Raw genomic sequence first — 17,497 nt, 5'->3', positions numbered from 1 at the left:
CTACCCAGGCGATACGACAACGCCGCCGCCCAAACGAATGAGCGACGGCGTCGGCGTTGACCAGCACGGGGAGGCTACTCCCACTCGATGGTGCCCGGGGGCTTGCTCGTCACGTCGAGGACCACGCGGTTGACGTCGGCCACCTCGTTGGTGATGCGGGTGGAGATCTTCGCCAGTACGTCGTACGGCATCCGCGTCCAGTCCGCGGTCATCGCGTCCTCCGACGAGACCGGCCGCAGCACGATCGGGTGGCCGTAGGTCCGGCCGTCGCCCTGGACGCCCACGGAGCGCACGTCGGCGAGGAGGACCACCGGGCACTGCCAGATCTCGCGGTCCAGGCCCGCCGCCGTCAGCTCCTCGCGGGCGATGGCGTCCGCGTCCCGCAGCAGGTCGAGGCGCTCGCGGGTGACCTCGCCGATGATACGGATGCCCAGGCCGGGGCCCGGGAACGGCTGGCGCTGGACGATCTCGTCCGGCAGCCCGAGCTGCTGGCCGACCATCCGGACCTCGTCCTTGAACAGCTTGCGCAGCGGCTCGATGAGCTGGAACTCGATGTCGTCGGGAAGCCCGCCGACATTGTGGTGCGACTTGATGTTGGCGGTGCCGGTGCCGCCGCCGGACTCCACCACGTCCGGGTAGAGCGTGCCCTGCACGAGGAACGCGACGTCCTCGCCCTCCGCGCCCGCCTCCGCGACGATCTCCGCCTGGGCCTGCTCGAAGACCCGGATGAACTCCCGGCCGATGATCTTCCGCTTCTGCTCGGGGTCGGAGACCCCGGCCAGCGCGGTGAGGAAGCGCTCCTCGGCGTCGACCACCCGGAGCTGCACGCCCGTCGCGGCGACGAAGTCCTTCTCGACCTGCTCGGTCTCGCCCTTGCGCATCAGACCGTGGTCGACATACACGCAGGTGAGCTGGGATCCGACGGCCCGCTGCACCAGCGCCGCGGCCACCGCCGAGTCCACGCCGCCGGAGAGCCCGCAGATGGCGCGCTTGGTGCCGACCTGCTCACGGATGAGCGCGACCTGCTCGTCCACCACGTTGGCGGTGGTCCAGGTCGGCTCGATGCCCGCGCCGCGGTAGAGGAAGTGCTCCAGGACCTGCTGGCCGTACGTGGAGTGCATGACCTCCGGGTGGTGCTGCACCCCGTACAGCTTCTTCTCGTCGTTCTCGAACGCGGCGACCGGCACGACGTCCGTGGACGCGGTGACCGTGAACCCCTCGGGCGCGGCGGAGCAGGCGTCGCCGTGCGACATCCAGACGGCCTGCTCGGCCGGGGTCCCCTCGAAGAGGGTGGAGCCGGTCTTCGAGACGCGCAGGGAGGTACGGCCGTACTCACGCGCCCCCGTGTTGTCGACGGTCCCGCCGAGCGTGGTCGCCATGAGCTGGAAGCCGTAGCACATGCCGAAGACGGGGACACCGGCCTCGAAGAGCGCGCGGTCGACGCTCGGGGCGTTCTCCGCGTACACGGAGGACGGGCCGCCGGAGAGGATGATCGCCTTGGGCTTCCTGGCCAGCATCTCGGCCACGGGCATCGTGGACGGGACGATCTCGCTGTAGACCCGGGCCTCGCGGACGCGGCGGGCGATGAGCTGGGCGTACTGCGCGCCGAAGTCGACGACGAGTACGACGTCGGGGGCGGCGGGGGGTGCTGCTGGCACTGGGGGCGGCCTTCCGGCGGAGGTGGGACGTTCACACCGTGCTGACGGACAGCACGGTGCTGTATCTCCCGAGTCTAACGGGGGCGGTGCCGGGTGAGGGGCGGTCCCTGAACGGAGGCGGACGGAGACGAGCGCGGCCCGCCCCGTCTCACCATCCGGCCCCGCTTTGCGGTCCGCCCGGGAACCGGGTCCATACTGTGCCCATGCGCAAGCAGCTCACCTTCGTCTTTACCTATGGCACCGGCCCGTCCGGCTGCCATGGTCGTGCTGCTTGAGCTGACAAGCGACTTCCCAGGCGCCCCGGGCCGACAAGGCCCGGGGCGTCTGTCGCGTTCGGGGCCGTACGGCTCAGGGCCCCCGAACCGACAAGGAACCCGTCATGGCACCCGACACCACCACCAGCGCCACCACCGGCACCACCACCACGCGCACGACCACGCGCCAGGAGGACACCGGCGCCCGCACCACCGAGGCCGCCTCGCTCATCGGCGGCGCGCGGGAACGCATCGACGCGCTGGACGACCGCATCATCGGCCTCGTCCAGGAACGGATGGCGATCTCGGCCGTGATCCAGGACGCCCGGATCACCTCCGGGGGGCGGCGCGTGAATCTCTCCCGGGAGATGGAGATCCTCGCGCGCTACCGGGACGCCCTCGGCAAACCGGGCACCGCGCTGGCGATGACGCTGCTGGAGCTGAGCCGGGGCCGCGTCTGACCGCCGCTGTCCCTTCTTCTCACCCGTACAGCACCCGTACAGCACCCGTGACCGCCCACGGGGCCCGTTCGTTGGGCCGTGCGGGCACGCAGCGCACTTCGTCGCAGTCGGGAGAAGGACCGCGTGGCTCCGCCGGGGCGTGCGACGGATACGGCGTGGGACCTCGCCCCGGCGCCCGTGACCGGCCGGCAGGGGACAGCCGCCCGGTCACCGGAGGAACGGCCGGTTCCGGGGACGCCCGGGACCGGCCTCGCGGCCACGCTCTGTGACGCAGGCCACATAAAGATTCCGTGAAGACCGCTGCAACCATTCCCATGGGTCACAGGTCTTGCATGCGAAACAACGGCCTCACCCGTGACCCCACATCATCTGGGAGGGCCCAACGACTCCGCACCGCATCCTGCCGGTGCGCCGAATTTCGCTGAGGTCTTTCATGAAGCTCCGCCGCGCCATGGCGGTCGCAGCCGCGACCGCCGTCATCGCCCCCGCCGCGTTCTTCGCGGCGCCCGCCGCGTTCGCGACCGAAGGCGACCCCGCCACCCCGCAGACCTCCGCCGAGACACCCGGGTCCGAGATGCCCGACACCGAAACGCCCGAGGCCGGCGCCGGTGAGACCGGCGAGACGCCGCCCGTCGTGGAAACACCGCCGACCGACGAGGCCCCGGCACCGCCGGAGACCGAGGAGGAGACCCCGGCCACTCCGCCCACCGAGCCCGAGGAGGAGGGCGCTCCCGAGGCGGGGAAGCCCTCGCCCAGCGCCTCGCAGAGTTCGCCGGCGGCCGCACCGTCCGCCACCTCGACCGGCGAGGCCCCCGCCGGCCCGATCGAGTGCGACGACGACAGCGAGCTCGCGTTCGACGAGAACCTCAAGACCAGCCTGACCGGCCTGCCGGAGCGGATCGTCGCGGGCAGTGGCTTCCACGGGTTCAAGTTCAATGTGTCGAACAAGGGCAAGAACGTCTACACCCGCGTCGACCTCGCCGTCTTCGCCTCCCAGATCGACGAGAAGACCTGGGAGGACACCTCCAGCCACCTGACGCTCCAGTACAAGGACCCGGTGTCGGGCCAGTGGATCAACATCTCCCTGGACGACAACGACGAGGGCGCCGGCTACGTCGGTTACACCGACATCCGGGCGAAGGAGTCGTTCTCCGTCGACCTGCGCCTGAGCGTGGACAAGTCCGCCCCGGCCGGTTTCGGTTACGTCATCGGCGTCGGCGTCTACGCCGACGACAAGGGCAACTGCGTCCTGGCGGACGACTTCGCGTCGTACGAGTTCGACATCGCCGCCGCCGGTACGGACGCGGGCAACCCCGGCGAGGCCACGCCGCAGCCGCAGCCGCGGCCGCAGACCGGTGGCAAGAAGCCGATCCCGGCGAAGCCGGTCGGCAACACCGAGATCAAGCCGCAGGGCCACCTCGCGGAGACCGGTTCCTCCTCGACGGTTCCCGTCATCGGCATGGTGGGCGGGATCGCCGTCGTCGCCGGTGCCGGTGTGGTGTTCGCGATGAAGCGCCGTCGTGACGGGGACGCCGCCGCGTAACACCCGCGGGCGGAACGGAACCGCTGAAGCTGGGGAGGCGCTGCACTCGGAGGGGGGTGCAGCGCCTCTCTGCGTCCTCGTCAGTTCTTTCGGGGCGGGACCGTCGGTATCCCCAGGAACGGCAGCCTCAGCTCGCCGAACGCCCCCGCCGGGACCACCGGTGACCGCGGCTCCACGGCGGCGGGCCGCACGTACGGCGTCCCCGCGGCCTGCTCCGGGCGCGGATCGCGGTCCCCCTTGTTCGGCCAGAAGGACATCGCGCGTTCCGCCTGGGCCGTGATCGTCAGCGACGGGTTGACGCCCAGGTTCGCCGAGACCGCCGAGCCGTCGACCACGGAGATCCCGGGGTGCCCGTACAACCGGTGGTACGGGTCGATCACGCCCTCCTCCGCCGATGCCCCGATGACGCAACCGCCCAGGAAGTGCGCGGTCAGCGGGGTGCCCATCAGCTCGCCCACGTTGCTGCCGGGGAAACCGTTGATCTCCTCGGCCACGAGGGTCGCGGCGCGCGTGGCCTCGGGGATCTGGGTCGGGTTGGGGGCGCCGTGGCCCTGACGGGCGGTGAGCAGGCCCTTGCCCAGGCCACCCGGTCTGCGGTAGGTGGTGAGGGAGTTGTCCAGCGTCTGCATGACCAGTCCGATGATCGTCCGTTCCGACCATCTGCGGTACGAGAACGACCGGAGCAGTTGGACCGGATGGCGCACGGCGTTCCCGAGCCAGTTCCGGACGCGGTGGTCGCCGTACGGCACCTGGAGGATGCTGAGCGCGCCCATGGCGTTGGACCCCTTGCCGTACCGCACCGGCTCGATGTGCGTGGTCGGGTTCGGGTGGATGGAGGACGTGATGGCGACGCCCCGGGTGAAGTCGACCCTCGGCGCGCCGTGGCGTGCGCGGTAGCGCCGGTCCAGGGTCTGCGCGCCCACCAGTGCCTCGGAGTTGGTACGGGTCAGGGCCCCGAGCCGGGGCGAGAGGCGTGGCAGCAGGCCCCCGTCGCGCATCGTGTGCAGCAGGGTCTGGGTGCCGTACGTACCGGCCGCGACCACGACATGACGGGCCCGGAACTCTTTTCCGGGGCCGCCCGTTCCCCCCTTCGAACGGCTTGTTGTACGACGTGAACGGCTTGTTGTACGCCCCACGCGCCGTTGGTCCGTCGGCACGGTGGTGACGCGGAGGCCGCCCGCCTCGTCCTCCGTGAGGGCGGTCACCGAGGTCATGGGGTGGATGACCGCTCCGGCCCGCTCCGCCAGGTACAGGTAGTTCTCGGTCAAGGTGTTCTTCGCGCCGTGCCGGCAGCCCGTCATACACTCCCCGCACTCGGTGCAGGCGCGGCGCGCCGGTCCCGTACCGCCGAAGTACGGGTCGTCCACCGTCGCCCCGGGGCGGGCCGTGGCCGTACCGGCCGCGTCCGCGCCGTCCCCGAAGAAGACGCCGACCGGGGCCGGACGGAAGCTGTCGCCCACGCCCATCGCCTCGGCCGCCGCCCTGAGGTGGACGTCCGAGGGGGTCGTCGTCGGATTGAGCCGTACGCCGAGCATGCGCCGTGCCTGGTCGTAGTACGGCTTCAGCTCCTGCTCCCAGTCGGTGATGGCGGCCCACTGCGGGTCCTCGAAGAAGGCGGCGGGCGGCACGTACAGCGTGTTGGCGTAGTTGAGCGAGCCGCCGCCGACCCCGGCGCCCGCCAGCACCATCACGTTGCCGAGCAGATGGACGCGCTGGATGCCGTACAGGCCGAGGGCCGGGGCCCAGAGATAGTTCCTGATGTCCCAGGAGTTCTTCGGGAGCGTCTCACGGGTGAAGCGCCGGCCCGCCTCCAGGACTCCGACCCGGTACCCCTTCTCGGTCAGCCGCAGCGCGGAGACCGAGCCGCCGAAGCCGGAGCCGACGACGATCACGTCGTAGTCGTACCCGGCGTCATGGTCATGGTCGGGGTCGTATGCGTCCTTCTTCCGTTCCACCGGCTCTCCTCGTCAGCGCAGCCGCAGCGCCTTCATCGCTCGCAGGTTCCGGCTCATGAAGGCCGCGTACCTCTCGTCGTCCATCCCGAAGGACGGCCCCATCGGAATGATCCGCTGCTCCGCCACCGTCCGGGCCTCGGTGTACTTGAGGATGCCCTCGGCGCCGTGGCGCCGGCCGAGACCGGATTCCTTCATTCCGCCCATCGGTGCCTGGACACTGCCGTACGCGGACGCGTACCCCTCGTTGATGTTGACGGTGCCCGTGCGCAGCCGGGCCGCCACCGCGCGGCCACGGCGCGCGTCCCGGGTCCAGACGCTCGCGTTCAGTCCGTACGGCGTGCTGTTGGCGAGGTCGATCGCCTCGTCCTCGTCGCCGAACCGGTAGAGCGAGACGACCGGGCCGAAGGTCTCCTCGGCACAGACCGCCATGGGCGCCTCGACGCCTTCGAGGATGGTCGGTTCATGGAAGTAGGGCCCGATGTCGGGGCGCGCGGCGCCGCCCGCGACGACGGTGGCGCCCTTGGCGACGGCCTCCTCGACATGGCGCACGACGGCCGCCAGCTGCCGCTCCCCGGCGAGGGAGCCCATGTCGGCGCCGTACGCGAGCGAGCTGCCGAGCCGCATCGCCTTCGTCCGGGCGGCGAACCGCTCCACGAACGCGTCGGCGACCGACTCGTGCACGTACAGCCGCTCGATGGAGATGCAGAGCTGGCCGGCCGACGAGAAGCAGGCGCGCACCGCGCCCGCCGCGGCCTTCTCCACGTCCGCGTCGGCCAGCACCAGCATGGCGTTCTTGCCGCCCAGTTCGAGGGAGACGCCGACCAGCCGGTCCGCGGCGCCCCTGGCCACCTCGCGGCCCGTCCTGGTGGACCCGGTGAACGAGACGTAGTCCGCGTGCCGGACCACCTCGGGGCCGATGACGGGCCCCTCCCCGAGGACGACCTGGAAGACCTCGGCGGGCAGCCCGGCCTCGATCAGCAGGTCACGGGCCCACAGCGCGGTGAGCGCGGTCTCCGTGTCGGGTTTCATGACGACGGCGTTCCCCGCGACGAACGCGGGCAGCGCGTCCCCCACGGTCAGTTCCAGCGGATAGTTCCACGGCGCGATCTGGCCGACGACCCCGCGCGGCAGGCGCGCCTCGCTGACCCGGGTCAGCAGCGGCACGGCGCCGGTGTGGCGCTTCGTACGCAGATACGAGGCGGCCCTGCGCCCATAATGCCGCGCGGCCACGGCGACCGCCTGGACCTCCTCGTGGGCGTGCAGCCTGGCCTTGCCGGTCTCCAGCTGGATCAGATCGAGCACCTCGGCCTGGCGCTGGAGGAGGAGATCGTGGAAGCGGAGCAGCACCGCCGCCCGCCGCCGCACCGGGAGGGCGGCCCAGACGGGCTGGGCGGCGCGGGCCCGCTCGTAGGCGGTCGCCACGTCCTCGGGGGTGGACTCGGGCAGGTCCGCGAGCTTCTCCCCGGTGAACGGGGTGTGGCCGGCCGTGCGGCCCGAGCCGACGACGCCGCGGGTGAGCTGGGCGACCACCTCGGGGGTCACCACATCGGCCGCCGTACGGACGCCGGCCGGGACGGGCGCCACCGGGTTGGTGCCGGTCGCGGCCCCGGTCGTGGTGTCGGGCGCGGTGCCGGAGCCGGAATCGGCGGCGGAGGTGGGGGCAGGGGCCTGCGAGTCCGTCATGGCACCGAGCGTATTCCGTGGACGAGGCTTTGAATACCCGGCAGTAACAGCCAATCGGGGCGCGGGATCCGGCCCGGAGGCGGGGCCGTACATGCCGTGTCCTCCGCGTGCCGTGCGCCGTGTACGCCGTGTCCGCCGCCGGCCGCGCACTGCTGCGTACTGCCGCGTACTGTCAGCTTCCGCCTCAGCCGCCGGACGCGCCGGATGCACCGGTCGCACTCGCATCGCCGGATCCTGCCGGCGGCTCCGTCCAACTGCGCAGGACGGCGTCGAACTGCTTGCGGGTCTTGGCCCAGCCCTTCTCAGGGCCCGACATGTAGATCGCGTACTCCGTGGAGCTGTCGTCCGAGTAGTAGATCTGGTCGATGGCGTGCCGCTTGCCCGGACGGTCGCCCGTCTCCATCCAGGTGAACTCCCAGAGCGCGGCCTGCGCCTGGTCCCGGTACCGGTTGGGCTGAAGCTCGATCAGGGTGTAGTCCAGCCGCTCCCGCAGGCTCTGCTCCATGCTCTGCGCGTGCAGCATCGGGGTCTCGAAGTCCGGCGCCCCTATGCTGATCCGCAGCAGCGTCACTCCGCCGTCCGGGCTGTAGTCGATCTGGGTACTGTCCGTCAGCCGCGTCCAGCCCTTGGGCACGTTGATGCTGAAGCCCTCCGGCGCCGTGACGCGCTTCCAGCCCTTGGCGACGGAGCCGCCGGTGGAGCCTTCGTCGTCTTCGTCGGCGGCGCCGCCGTCCGACTGCCCGGCCGAGGTGTTGGTCCCGGTCGCGCCGTCCGCCGTGCCGGAGCCGCCGCCCGAGAGCTGGAGGGCGACAAAGCCGGCGCCACCGCCGAGGGCCGCCGCCGCGACGACCGCCACGGCCACCGTGCGCCAGCGGCGGCGCCCTTGGCGGCCCGGGGCCGTCGCGGCCGGGCCCGGGGTCGGCGCCGGCCTCGGTACGGGCGGGGGCGCGGCGGCGGGCATCGGCTCGGCCCGGGGCACGTGCGCGGTGGCGGAACTGCCGTACGGGCGACCGGAGTCGACGGGCCGGCCGGGGCTCCCCGGGTACGCGGCGTGCTCGGCGGGCCCGACGTGTTCAACGTGCTTGTCGTGCTTGTCGGTGCCCGTCGGCACGACGCGCGTCGCCACGTACGTCGGTGCCTCGCCCCGGTCGTCGGGTGCCCCCGGGGCCCCGGTCCCGTCCGGGTTCCGCCCCCCGGCCACCTCGCGGAGCATGCGCTCGCACTCGGCGGTGTCCGGCCGCCCCACCGGGTCCTTGCGGAGCAGCGCCGCGATGACCGGGGCGAGGGCGCCGGCCCGGTCGGCGTGGGCCGGCTCGTCGCTGACGACCGCCTGCATCGTGGTCAGCGGCGAACTGCGGCGGAACGGCGAGGTCCCCTGCACGGCCGTGTAGAGGGTGACGCCCAGCGACCAGAGGTCGGAGGCGGGGCCGGGGTCCTTGCCCCGTACCCGCTCGGGCGCCAGATAGTCGATGGAGCCGACCACTTCGCCGGTCCTGGTGATCGTCGCGTCGCCCTCGATCGCCGCTATGCCGAAGTCGGTGAGCAGGACGCGGCCGTCCCGCGCGAGCAGGACGTTGCCCGGCTTCACATCGCGGTGCAGCACCCCGGCGGAGTGCGCGGCGCGCAGCCCGCCGAGGACCGCGAGGCCGATCCTGGCCACCTCGCGGGGGTCGAGCCGGCCGGAGTCCTTCGTGGCGTCGGCGAGGGAGGGGCCGTCGACGTACTCCATGACGATCCACGGCCGGTCGTCGTGGTGGAGGACGTCGTGGACGGTGACGACGGCCGGGTGGGTGATCCGGGCGGCGGCGCGCGCCTCCTTCTGGGTGCGGCGGTGGAGCAGGGCCCGGTCCGCCTCGGAGGCGTAGAGCCCCGCGGTCAGTTCCTTGATGGCGACCGTGCGGTGCAGCACCTCGTCGTGCGCGCGCCACACCTTGCCCATGCCGCCGCTGCCGATGGCGTCGCCCAGCCGGTAACGCCCGGCGAGCACCGGCCCGTTCTCGATGCCCGCCCGGGGCGCCTCCGTACCCGTAGCCGCGCCCGTGCCTGTGTCCGCGCTCATACTCTGCGAATGCTCCACGTCCCAGCCCCGTTCCTTGGGACCACAGGGTACGGAGGGAACACTGTGACGGGAAGCTCGGGTCCTCTCAGCCCGTCACACGGTAGGTACCGGTGGCCTGTTGGTATATCTCGGAGACCTTGTCACGCTGGTCGTCCGGGCCGATGACCTGCACTATGTGGTAGCGGCCTTGGATGATCATCGCCAAGTTCCGTACGTAGACCTGGCGTCCGCTGCTGTCCTGCCAGGTGTACTGACCCTCCGCCATGGCCTGGCTGCCCACGTCGATCCGGCGCAGTCCGGTGGCGCTGGACCAGGAGGAGTCGCGGAACGGCTGGAGCTCACGCTCCTTGTCACGCTGATAGGCGAGCGGGTCGTCGCCGTTGTCCGCCACGCTGTCCCGGCCGGGGACGACGATCAGGGTGAAGTCTCCTCCAACGTAGCGGACTTGGCCGCTGTCGTTGATGGGGCGCCGCTGCCAGTCCTTGTCGACCGCCGTGCGGAAACCCTCGGTGTCGTCCCGCAGTTCGTAACCGTCGGCGACATTGTCCGCGGGGCCCGAGGTCTGTGGCGCGGAGGTGTTCGGGCTGCCCGTCGGGGTGCCGGAGGACGCCTCGCCGGTCGGGGTGGGATCCGGGGACCGCGGCGCGGAGGAGGCGCCCGGGGACGCCTCGCTGACGCGCTGCCCCTGCTGTTGGGTCGTATCGGCCTTCGGCAGGAACATCACGGCGTACACGACGGCGCCGACGACGAGGAGCAGTATCAGCACCAGCAGATTGCGGCCCAGGGAGCGCGGGCCGCGCCTCTTGTCGTCACGGTCCCGCCGGCTTCCCGACCGGCCGCCCGGCCGGTCGTCGGACCCGGCGTTCAGCATGCTGTCCAGACCGCCGTCCGGAGAGCGGTCGTCGAAGCGGTCGTTCCGGTCCTGCCTGCCTTGCCGGTCCTGCCGGTGGAAGAGCTCCTCGGTCCCGGGCCCCAGCGGCGCCTCGTACCGCCTCAGCTCCTCGGCGTCGCCCCTGGCGGGCCTGCCCGCCGTCTCGAACTTCCCGGCCTTCTCCGCCCTCCCCGCCTTCTCCTTGCGCTCGTTGCCCTTCTTCTGGCGGTGCCGCCCCAGGTCCCGGCGCCGGCGCCGGCGGACCAGCTCGCCCCTGCGCCGCTTTATCGGCAGCCGCGTGGCGTCCTCGGACAGCAGCGGGACGACGTCCAGCCCTGCCTCCGGCTCGGGCGCGGAGCGCACGAGCGAGCGCAGCCAGCCGCGCAGCTCCTCGAAATCCGGCCGCTCGGTGGGGTCCTGACGCAGCAGCGACTCGACGACCGGCCGCAGCGGGCCGCACTCCTCGGCGAACGCCGGCGGCTCGGCGCAGACGAGCTGCACCAGCTCGATGGCGCTCTCCTCCGGATACGGGGCATGACCCTGCACCGCGCGGTAGAGCAGCGCGCCGAGCGCCCACAGGTCGGTGGCGGGTCCGATCGGCGGCGCGAGCTGCCAGTTCTCGTGTACGGGACCGGCCTGCTCAGGCGACCAGCGCTCCGTGACGGCGCCGACGACGGCGATCCGGGCCTGCCGGGCGCGCTCGGCCGCGAGGGGCGTGGCCGGGCCGCGGTAGGCGGGCGAGGCGCTGTTCGACATGACCTCGTCCCACCGGCCGGTGCCGAGGCTCGTCCGGGCCGCCCCGACGTCGCCCGCCCCGGCGCCGGGCCCGAAGCCTGCCGGGGAGCCCGCGCCGGTACCCGGACCGGTGCCGGAGTACGGGGTGTCGCCGCCGCTTGCCATGACCAGGTCGGTACCGGGCCGGTGGTCCGCGTCGCCGTGCGCGGGCAGCCCGGAGGCGGCGCCGCCCGTGCCGTACGGCCCTGGGCCGCCACCCGGGAGGCCGCCCCCCGGAAGACCTCCGCCGCCGGCGGGTACGGAGCCCGAGGCGTCGTTCCAGGACGCCGGGCCGTCGCGCCACGTCCCGGCGAGCTGGGGGCGGTAGGGGGTGGGCGGGTCGTCGTCCTCGTCCGCGTCTGCGTCACCGTCCGGATCGGCGGCCGAGAAGCCGCGCGGCTGGGCCCACCAGTCCGGTTCGGGACCGGCCCCGCGCGGCGCCACCTGGGGCCCGTTCCGCGTGCCGCTGTCCGCCGTTCCGCCCGCACCGGAATCCGCGCCGGTCCCGGTACCCACGGTCCCGGTACCCACGGAGCCGGTACCGGTGCCGGTGCCGGGCTCGGGAAGCGGGGGCACCACGGTCCTGCCGGTGTTCTGGTCCTCGCCGGCCCGCGCGGCGGCGCGGGCGCCCGCGCGGTACGCGGCGATGGCGCCGGCGCGCGCGGCGCGGATGTCCCCCGAGGCGTTACCGCTCGGCAGCGCGGGCTGGCCGCCGAACGGGGCCGGCACCCCCGGGGTCGCGCCCTGCGGCCGGGGAAAAGCACCGGACGTACCGGACGAGCCACCCTCCCGGTACGGGGAGTCGGGGCGCGCCTTCTCCAGCTCGGCGCGCCCGGAGGAGCCGGGCAGGCCCGCCGTCGGCCCCGGCTCGTACGCCGGTCCCTGGCCGGTGGCACCGGGCACCGCGCCGGACGGCGCGAACCCTTCGGGCAGCCCGAGCCGCCCCTCGGAGCCGAGCTGCCCGTCCGGGCCGAAGTGCCCCTGGGCGCCCAGCCGTCCCGTCCCGTCGACCGGATCGGAATCCTGCCCCTGCGCCTGCCCCGAGTAGGCGTCAGGATCCGGTTCGAGGGCGGGCTCCGGATCGGGATCCGGCGGTTCCGGCACCGGCGCGTAGCCGCACAGGGCCTCCTCGGCCGCGCCCGCCGCGAGCCCGGTCAGCACGACCCGCCCGTCGTCACAGACGAGCACGGTACGGACGGTGATGTTCCGGTGCGTCCAGCCGTGCGCGTGCACCACGCGTACGGCCGTGAGCACGTCGGAGGCGATCTCGGCCGCCCGGTAGGGATTGAGCGGCTTCTCGGCGAGCAGCGCGGCCAGCGGCCTGGCGGCGACCAGTTCACTCACTATCCACAGCGAACCGGACTCCGCGAAGACGTCGAAGACCTGGTCGAGGCGCGGATGATCGGGGATCTGGGCGGCGCTCTGCGCGGCCTCGATGGCCCGCCGTACCGCCGGATCCGTATGCCTTCGTGCCGAGGAACGCCCGTGGACGCGCCGGGACGCTCCGCCGTCGGTCTCCACGACCTCGGCCTCCACGACCTCCGGCAGCGGCACCTGCCTGACGAGGACTTCCTGTCCGCTGTACGTGTCGAACGCGCGCGTCTCGACGAGTTCGTACTCGTCGGAGGGCGGCAACGGCAGGCGATAGCGGTCTGCGAGCACTCGACCCGCGTATTCGTCCACGACGCCTCCCCACAAACAGGCCGTCTCCTGGTCACGGAGACCCGCGTAACCGCCAATTCCGGTCGTTTACCGGCTCATTGTGGATGCGTACGGTTCGCGAGTTCTCACGATACGTGGCGGCGGGGGAACATGCCGCAGGGTCTCGGCAACCCGCTGCGGAACGTTCGCATCCGGTATTCCGCATCCTTCCCGTCCGCCGCCGGAACTCACCCGTCCGTTCGTCCCGCTCAGTCCTTGGACGCGAATGTGGCGTGCGCGGTTTCGCGGAGGGTCCTGCACTCCGTGTCGTCCCACTCGCTCGCCTTGCAGCTCACCATGATCGAGTAACCGTGCGTGCCGTCCATCTTGAAGCCCCGGTTGAGCACCCGTATCCGCTCGCCGCCCTGCTGACGCTCGAACTCCCAGTCCGCGACGGTCGGGTAGCCGTTGAACTCGACTTCTTTGATGCCGAGGAGCTTGTAGTTGCTGCTACTGCCCGCGACCGCCGGCTCGGCCCCCCGCCACGCGGCCGCGGCGTCGTCCGTGGGCTTGGCGTTGAAGTCGACCTGGACGCGCGGGAACGCGCCCTCGGACGCGTTGTAGATGCCACCGGAGTTCGCGCCGGCTATCGCGGTCCGCTTGAAGTCCTCGGGCATCGCCATCGTGAAGCGGAACCGGCCGTCGCTCACGGTGGTGTACCCGTCGGGCAGCCCCGCCTCCGAGCCGTCGCCGTCGTCCTCTTTGCCGTCGCCGTGCTTCCCGTCGTCGTCGGAGTCGTCGGACGAGCCCTTGCCGGAGTTGGAGTCGGAGTCGTCGTCGGAGTGCGAACCACCCGTGGCGACGGCGTCCTTGCCCTTCTCGGCCGTGCTCTTGCCCTCGTCGTCCGGACTGCCGCTCGCACCGGCGGCCTTGGGGACGGCCGGCGCCTCGCTGTTACGGTCGCCTGCCTGGCCCGCGCCCGCGTCCTGTTCGTCACCGCCGGTCAGGGCGACCATCAGGACCGTGGAGATCAGCGCGACCGCGGCGACGACCGCGATGATCACCAGCGTGCGCCGGGGCACCACGTCGGTGATGGAGGCGCGCTGCGTGGCCGGCCGGTACGGGGCCGCCGCGGGCTCCGGTGCCGGCCCCGCGGACGCCGAGGCGGTGGCCGCCGAGCCGACGGAGACCGCCGCGGCCGAGGCCGGCACCGGGGTCTTCCGCGCCGGGCGGAGCGCGCCGCGCACCCGGTCGCCCGCCGACTCTCCGGCGGGCTTACGGGCAGGACGCTCGGCCGGCTCCTCGGGCAGCACCGGCATCGGGACGACCCGGGTGGCGTCGAGCGGCGGCTCGGGCTCCGCCTCCGGCGCCTGGACGATGTCCTCCAGCAGGGCCCGCGCGCCCGCGTCGTCGAGCCGCTGCTCGGGGTCCTTGGCGAGCAGCCCGTAGATGACCTCGGTGAGCGCGCCCGCGTTCTTCGGCGGGTCGAGCGGCTCGGTCATCACGGCGGTCAGCGTGGCGATCGCCGAGCCCTTGTCGTACGGCGGGCTGCCCTCCACCGACGCGTACAGCAGTCCCCCGAGCGACCAGAGGTCGGCGGCGGGACCCGGCTTGTGGCCACGGGCCCGCTCCGGGGAGATGTAGGACGGGGCGCCGACGAGCATGCCGGTCGAGGTGACCGACGGGTCGCCCTCGACCTGCGCGATCCCGAAGTCGGTGAGGACGACACGGCCGTCCTCGGCGATCAGTACGTTCGACGGCTTCACATCGCGGTGCAGGATGCCCTCGCGGTGCGCCGAGCGCAGCACGTCGAGAATGGCGAGCCCGACCTCGGCGGCCCGTCTTGGCGTCAGCAGCCCGTCCTCGCGCACGGCTTCGGCGAGCGACTTGCCCTCGACCAGCTCCATGACGATCCACGGCCGGTCGTCCTCGTCCACGACGTCAAAGACCGTCACCGCGCCGCTGTTGCGGATCCGGGCGATCGCCTTGGCCTCACGCAGCGTGCGGGTGATGAGCCGGCGCTTCTCGTCCTCGTCGATGCTGGAGGGGAAGCGGAGTTCCTTCACCGCGACCGTGCGGCCGAGCGTCTCGTCGAGCGCCCGCCACACCGTGCCCATGCCACCGCGCCCGAGCACCCCGCCGAGCCGGTACCTGCCCGCGAGCAGGCGCCCTTCCGGGCTGCCGGCGGCGCTCTTCCCCGCGTCCTGCCGAGGTTCCTCCGCCGTGTCCCGCGACTGCTCCGACTCCGACATGCGTCCCCTCTGCGATCCCTGATCCTGGCCCGCGACTGCCCTCACCACGCGGTGCCGTAACGCGCCCTGGCAGAGCCTTCATTGTCCCTCACTCCGGGACGACGACTGCTCCCGGGCCCCCACCCTGCCACTACCCCGGGCCCGGCCCAGCACCCCGCCGGTCAGGCACCCGTTCGGAAAACGGAACAGATGCCCGGTAACGGCTGAGCATGATGTGACGTGTGGAGCCCGAGGGGAGTTACGGGAGTATCTCCCATGTCCCCCCTCCCGTCTCAATCGAGGGCGAGTTGACACACCCGACCACCCACGGCGCGCGCTGCCCACACGCGCTTGTGGTCAGTACGGCGGAGAGCTGCCGATGACTCAACTCCCGTTGCTCCCGTCACTTCTGCAACGGTTGAAACTCCCCGAAATCAGGTGGGCACGATGTCCGGCGCGCCCAGCCGCGCCGCGTCCGCCGTCTGGTCGTCCGGCTGCCGCTGCGACTCCCGCTCCGCCTCCACCCGCTTCTCGTAGTGCTCCACCTCCCGTTCGATCTGGCCCTTGTCCCACCCCAGCACCGGCGCCATCAACTCCGCGCACTCCCGGGCGCTGCGCGTCCCCCGGTCGAAGGTCTCGATCGAGATCCGGGTCCGCCGCGTCAGTACGTCGTCGAGGTGGCGGGCCCCTTCGTGCGACGCCGCGTACACCACCTCCGCGCGCAGATAGTCGTCCGCGCCGCCCAGCGGTTCGCCGAGTCCCGGATCCGCGGCGATCAGCTCCAGCACCTCCTCGACCAGGGTCCCGTAGCGGTTCAGGAGGTGCTCCACGCGCGCCACGTGGATACCCGTGCGCGCCGCCATCCTGGCCCGCGCGTTCCACAGCGCGTGGTACCCCTCGGCGCCGAGCAGCGGCACGTCTTCCGTGACGCACTCCGCCACCCGCTGGTCGAGGCCGTGCACCGCCTCGTCCACCGCGTCCTTGGCCATCACCCGGTAGGTCGTGTACTTGCCGCCCGCGACGACGACCATGCCTGGCACCGGATGCGCGACCGTGTGCTCGCGCGACAGTTTGCTCGTCGCGTCGGACTCGCCGGCGAGCAGCGGACGCAGCCCCGCGTACACCCCCTGGACGTCGTCCCTCGTCAGCGGCGTGTGCAGCACCGCGTTGACATGTTCCAGCAGGTAGTCGATATCGGCGCTGGAGGCCGCGGGATGGGCCTTGTCCAGGTCCCAGTCGGTGTCCGTGGTGCCCACGATCCAGTGACGGCCCCAGGGGATGACGAAGAGCACCGACTTCTCCGTCCGCAGGATCAGCCCCGTGGTCGAATGGATCCGGTCCTTGGGGACGACGAGATGGATGCCCTTGGACGCGCGGACATGGAACTGCCCGCGCTCGGCGATCAGTGCCTGGGTGTCGTCCGTCCACACCCCGGTCGCGTTCACGACCTGCTTCGCCCGGATCTCGTACTCCCCGCCGGCCACGGCCCCGTCGACGGCCCGCACCCTGGCACCGACCACCCGCTCCCCCTCCCGCAGGAAGCCGGTGACGCGCGCCCGGCTGGCGACATGCGCGCCGTACGTGGCCGCCGTGCGGACCAGGGTGGCCACGAAGCGCGCGTCGTCCATCTGGGCGTCGTAGTACTGCAAGGCGCCGATCAGGGCGTCCTTCTTCAGGCAGGGTGCCACGCGCAGGGCGCCCCGCCGGGAGAGGTGGCGGTGGACCGGCAGGCCCCGGCCGTGCCCGGACGAGACGGACATCGCGTCGTACAGCGCGACGCCCGAGCCCGCGTAGAACCGCTCCCAGCCCTTGTGCTTCAGCGGATACAGGAACGGCACCGGCTTCACGAGGTGGGGCGCCAGCTTCTCCAGCAGCAGCCCCCGTTCCTTGAGGGCTTCCCGCACGAGCGCGAAGTCGAGCATCTCCAGATAGCGCAGACCGCCGTGGATCAGCTTGCTCGATCTGCTCGACGTGCCGGAGGCCCAGTCCCGCGCCTCCACGAGTCCGGTCGCCAGACCGCGGGTCGCGGCGTCGAGCGCGGTCCCCGCTCCGACCACACCCGCGCCCACGACCAGTACGTCCAGCTCGCGCTCGGCCATCGCCGCGAGCGCTTGGACACGCTCCGCGGGTCCCAGTGTCGCTGTCCTCACCGCTTGCCTCCCGTCGTCCCCCACGTGGTCGGGCTCACATCTCGATTCTGTCCGCACTCACCGACTTCAGCCACCGGCTGTGGATAACCCCGGCCGGACCCGTCCTCGCGAAGCCGACGCCGTACGACTGGCAAGCGGGCGCCGTACGAACGGGATGCCGGTGCCGTACGAACGAGATGCCGGTGGCGTACGACCGACGGGCGGACACCGCCACGAA

9 protein-coding genes are annotated in these 17,497 nt (G+C 72.3%); 2 read left to right on the top strand and 7 right to left on the bottom strand.

Going from position 1 to position 17,497, the window contains the following annotated elements:
* Nucleotides 1–74: 74 nt before the first annotated feature.
* Entirely contained in the window at nucleotides 75–1,658 is a 1,584-nt protein-coding gene (gene guaA / locus ACFTZC_RS12310; RefSeq protein ID WP_382888730.1) for a glutamine-hydrolyzing GMP synthase, read from the bottom strand.
* A gap of 379 nt (nucleotides 1,659–2,037) precedes the next feature.
* On the opposite strand from guaA, the gene ACFTZC_RS12305 reads away from it, so the two are divergent.
* Together ACFTZC_RS12305 and ACFTZC_RS12300 are read left to right on the top strand one after the other, a co-directional pair.
* Nucleotides 2,038–2,373: a chorismate mutase gene (locus ACFTZC_RS12305; protein WP_382888729.1), complete on the top strand. Its 336-nt coding sequence runs from the start codon at nucleotides 2,038–2,040 to the stop codon at nucleotides 2,371–2,373.
* A 433-nt stretch (nucleotides 2,374–2,806) separates the two neighbouring features.
* Nucleotides 2,807–3,916 carry an LAETG motif-containing sortase-dependent surface protein gene (locus ACFTZC_RS12300; RefSeq protein WP_382888728.1) on the top strand — a complete coding sequence of 370 codons (1,110 nt, stop codon included), beginning with the start codon at nucleotides 2,807–2,809 and terminating at the stop codon, nucleotides 3,914–3,916.
* Between the two features lie 80 nt (nucleotides 3,917–3,996).
* Here the strand turns inward: ACFTZC_RS12300 and ACFTZC_RS12295 are convergent, their stop codons facing one another.
* The 6 genes from ACFTZC_RS12295 to ACFTZC_RS12270 form a co-directional block, all read right to left on the bottom strand.
* Nucleotides 3,997–5,871 (bottom strand): GMC oxidoreductase, encoded by a 1,875-nt coding sequence (locus tag ACFTZC_RS12295; RefSeq protein WP_382888727.1) that lies wholly within the window; start codon nucleotides 5,869–5,871, stop codon nucleotides 3,997–3,999.
* A gap of 12 nt (nucleotides 5,872–5,883) precedes the next feature.
* The gene (locus ACFTZC_RS12290) at nucleotides 5,884–7,554 is read right to left on the bottom strand and encodes a succinic semialdehyde dehydrogenase (protein ID WP_382888726.1); all 1,671 of its coding nucleotides are present in this window, start codon (nucleotides 7,552–7,554) and stop codon (nucleotides 5,884–5,886) included.
* A gap of 184 nt (nucleotides 7,555–7,738) precedes the next feature.
* Complete coding sequence (locus ACFTZC_RS12285; RefSeq protein WP_382888725.1) at nucleotides 7,739–9,613, bottom strand: serine/threonine-protein kinase; 1,875 nt, start codon at nucleotides 9,611–9,613, stop codon at nucleotides 7,739–7,741.
* Nucleotides 9,614–9,698: 85 nt separating this feature from the next.
* The gene (locus tag ACFTZC_RS12280; protein WP_382888724.1) at nucleotides 9,699–12,941 is read right to left on the bottom strand and encodes a protein kinase; all 3,243 of its coding nucleotides are present in this window, start codon (nucleotides 12,939–12,941) and stop codon (nucleotides 9,699–9,701) included.
* A 227-nt stretch (nucleotides 12,942–13,168) separates the two neighbouring features.
* Nucleotides 13,169–15,151 (bottom strand): serine/threonine-protein kinase, encoded by a 1,983-nt coding sequence (locus tag ACFTZC_RS12275; protein ID WP_382888723.1) that lies wholly within the window; start codon nucleotides 15,149–15,151, stop codon nucleotides 13,169–13,171.
* 413 nt (nucleotides 15,152–15,564) lie between these two features.
* Nucleotides 15,565–17,280, bottom strand: coding sequence for a glycerol-3-phosphate dehydrogenase/oxidase (locus tag ACFTZC_RS12270; RefSeq protein WP_382888722.1), 1,716 nt, complete (start codon nucleotides 17,278–17,280; stop codon nucleotides 15,565–15,567).
* Nucleotides 17,281–17,497 lie beyond the last annotated feature (217 nt).

This window comes from Streptomyces sp. NPDC056987, assembly GCF_042673865.1.
Classification (GTDB): Bacteria; Actinomycetota; Actinomycetes; order Streptomycetales; family Streptomycetaceae; genus Streptomyces.
This window is presented reverse-complemented; position numbering and strand designations above follow the sequence as displayed.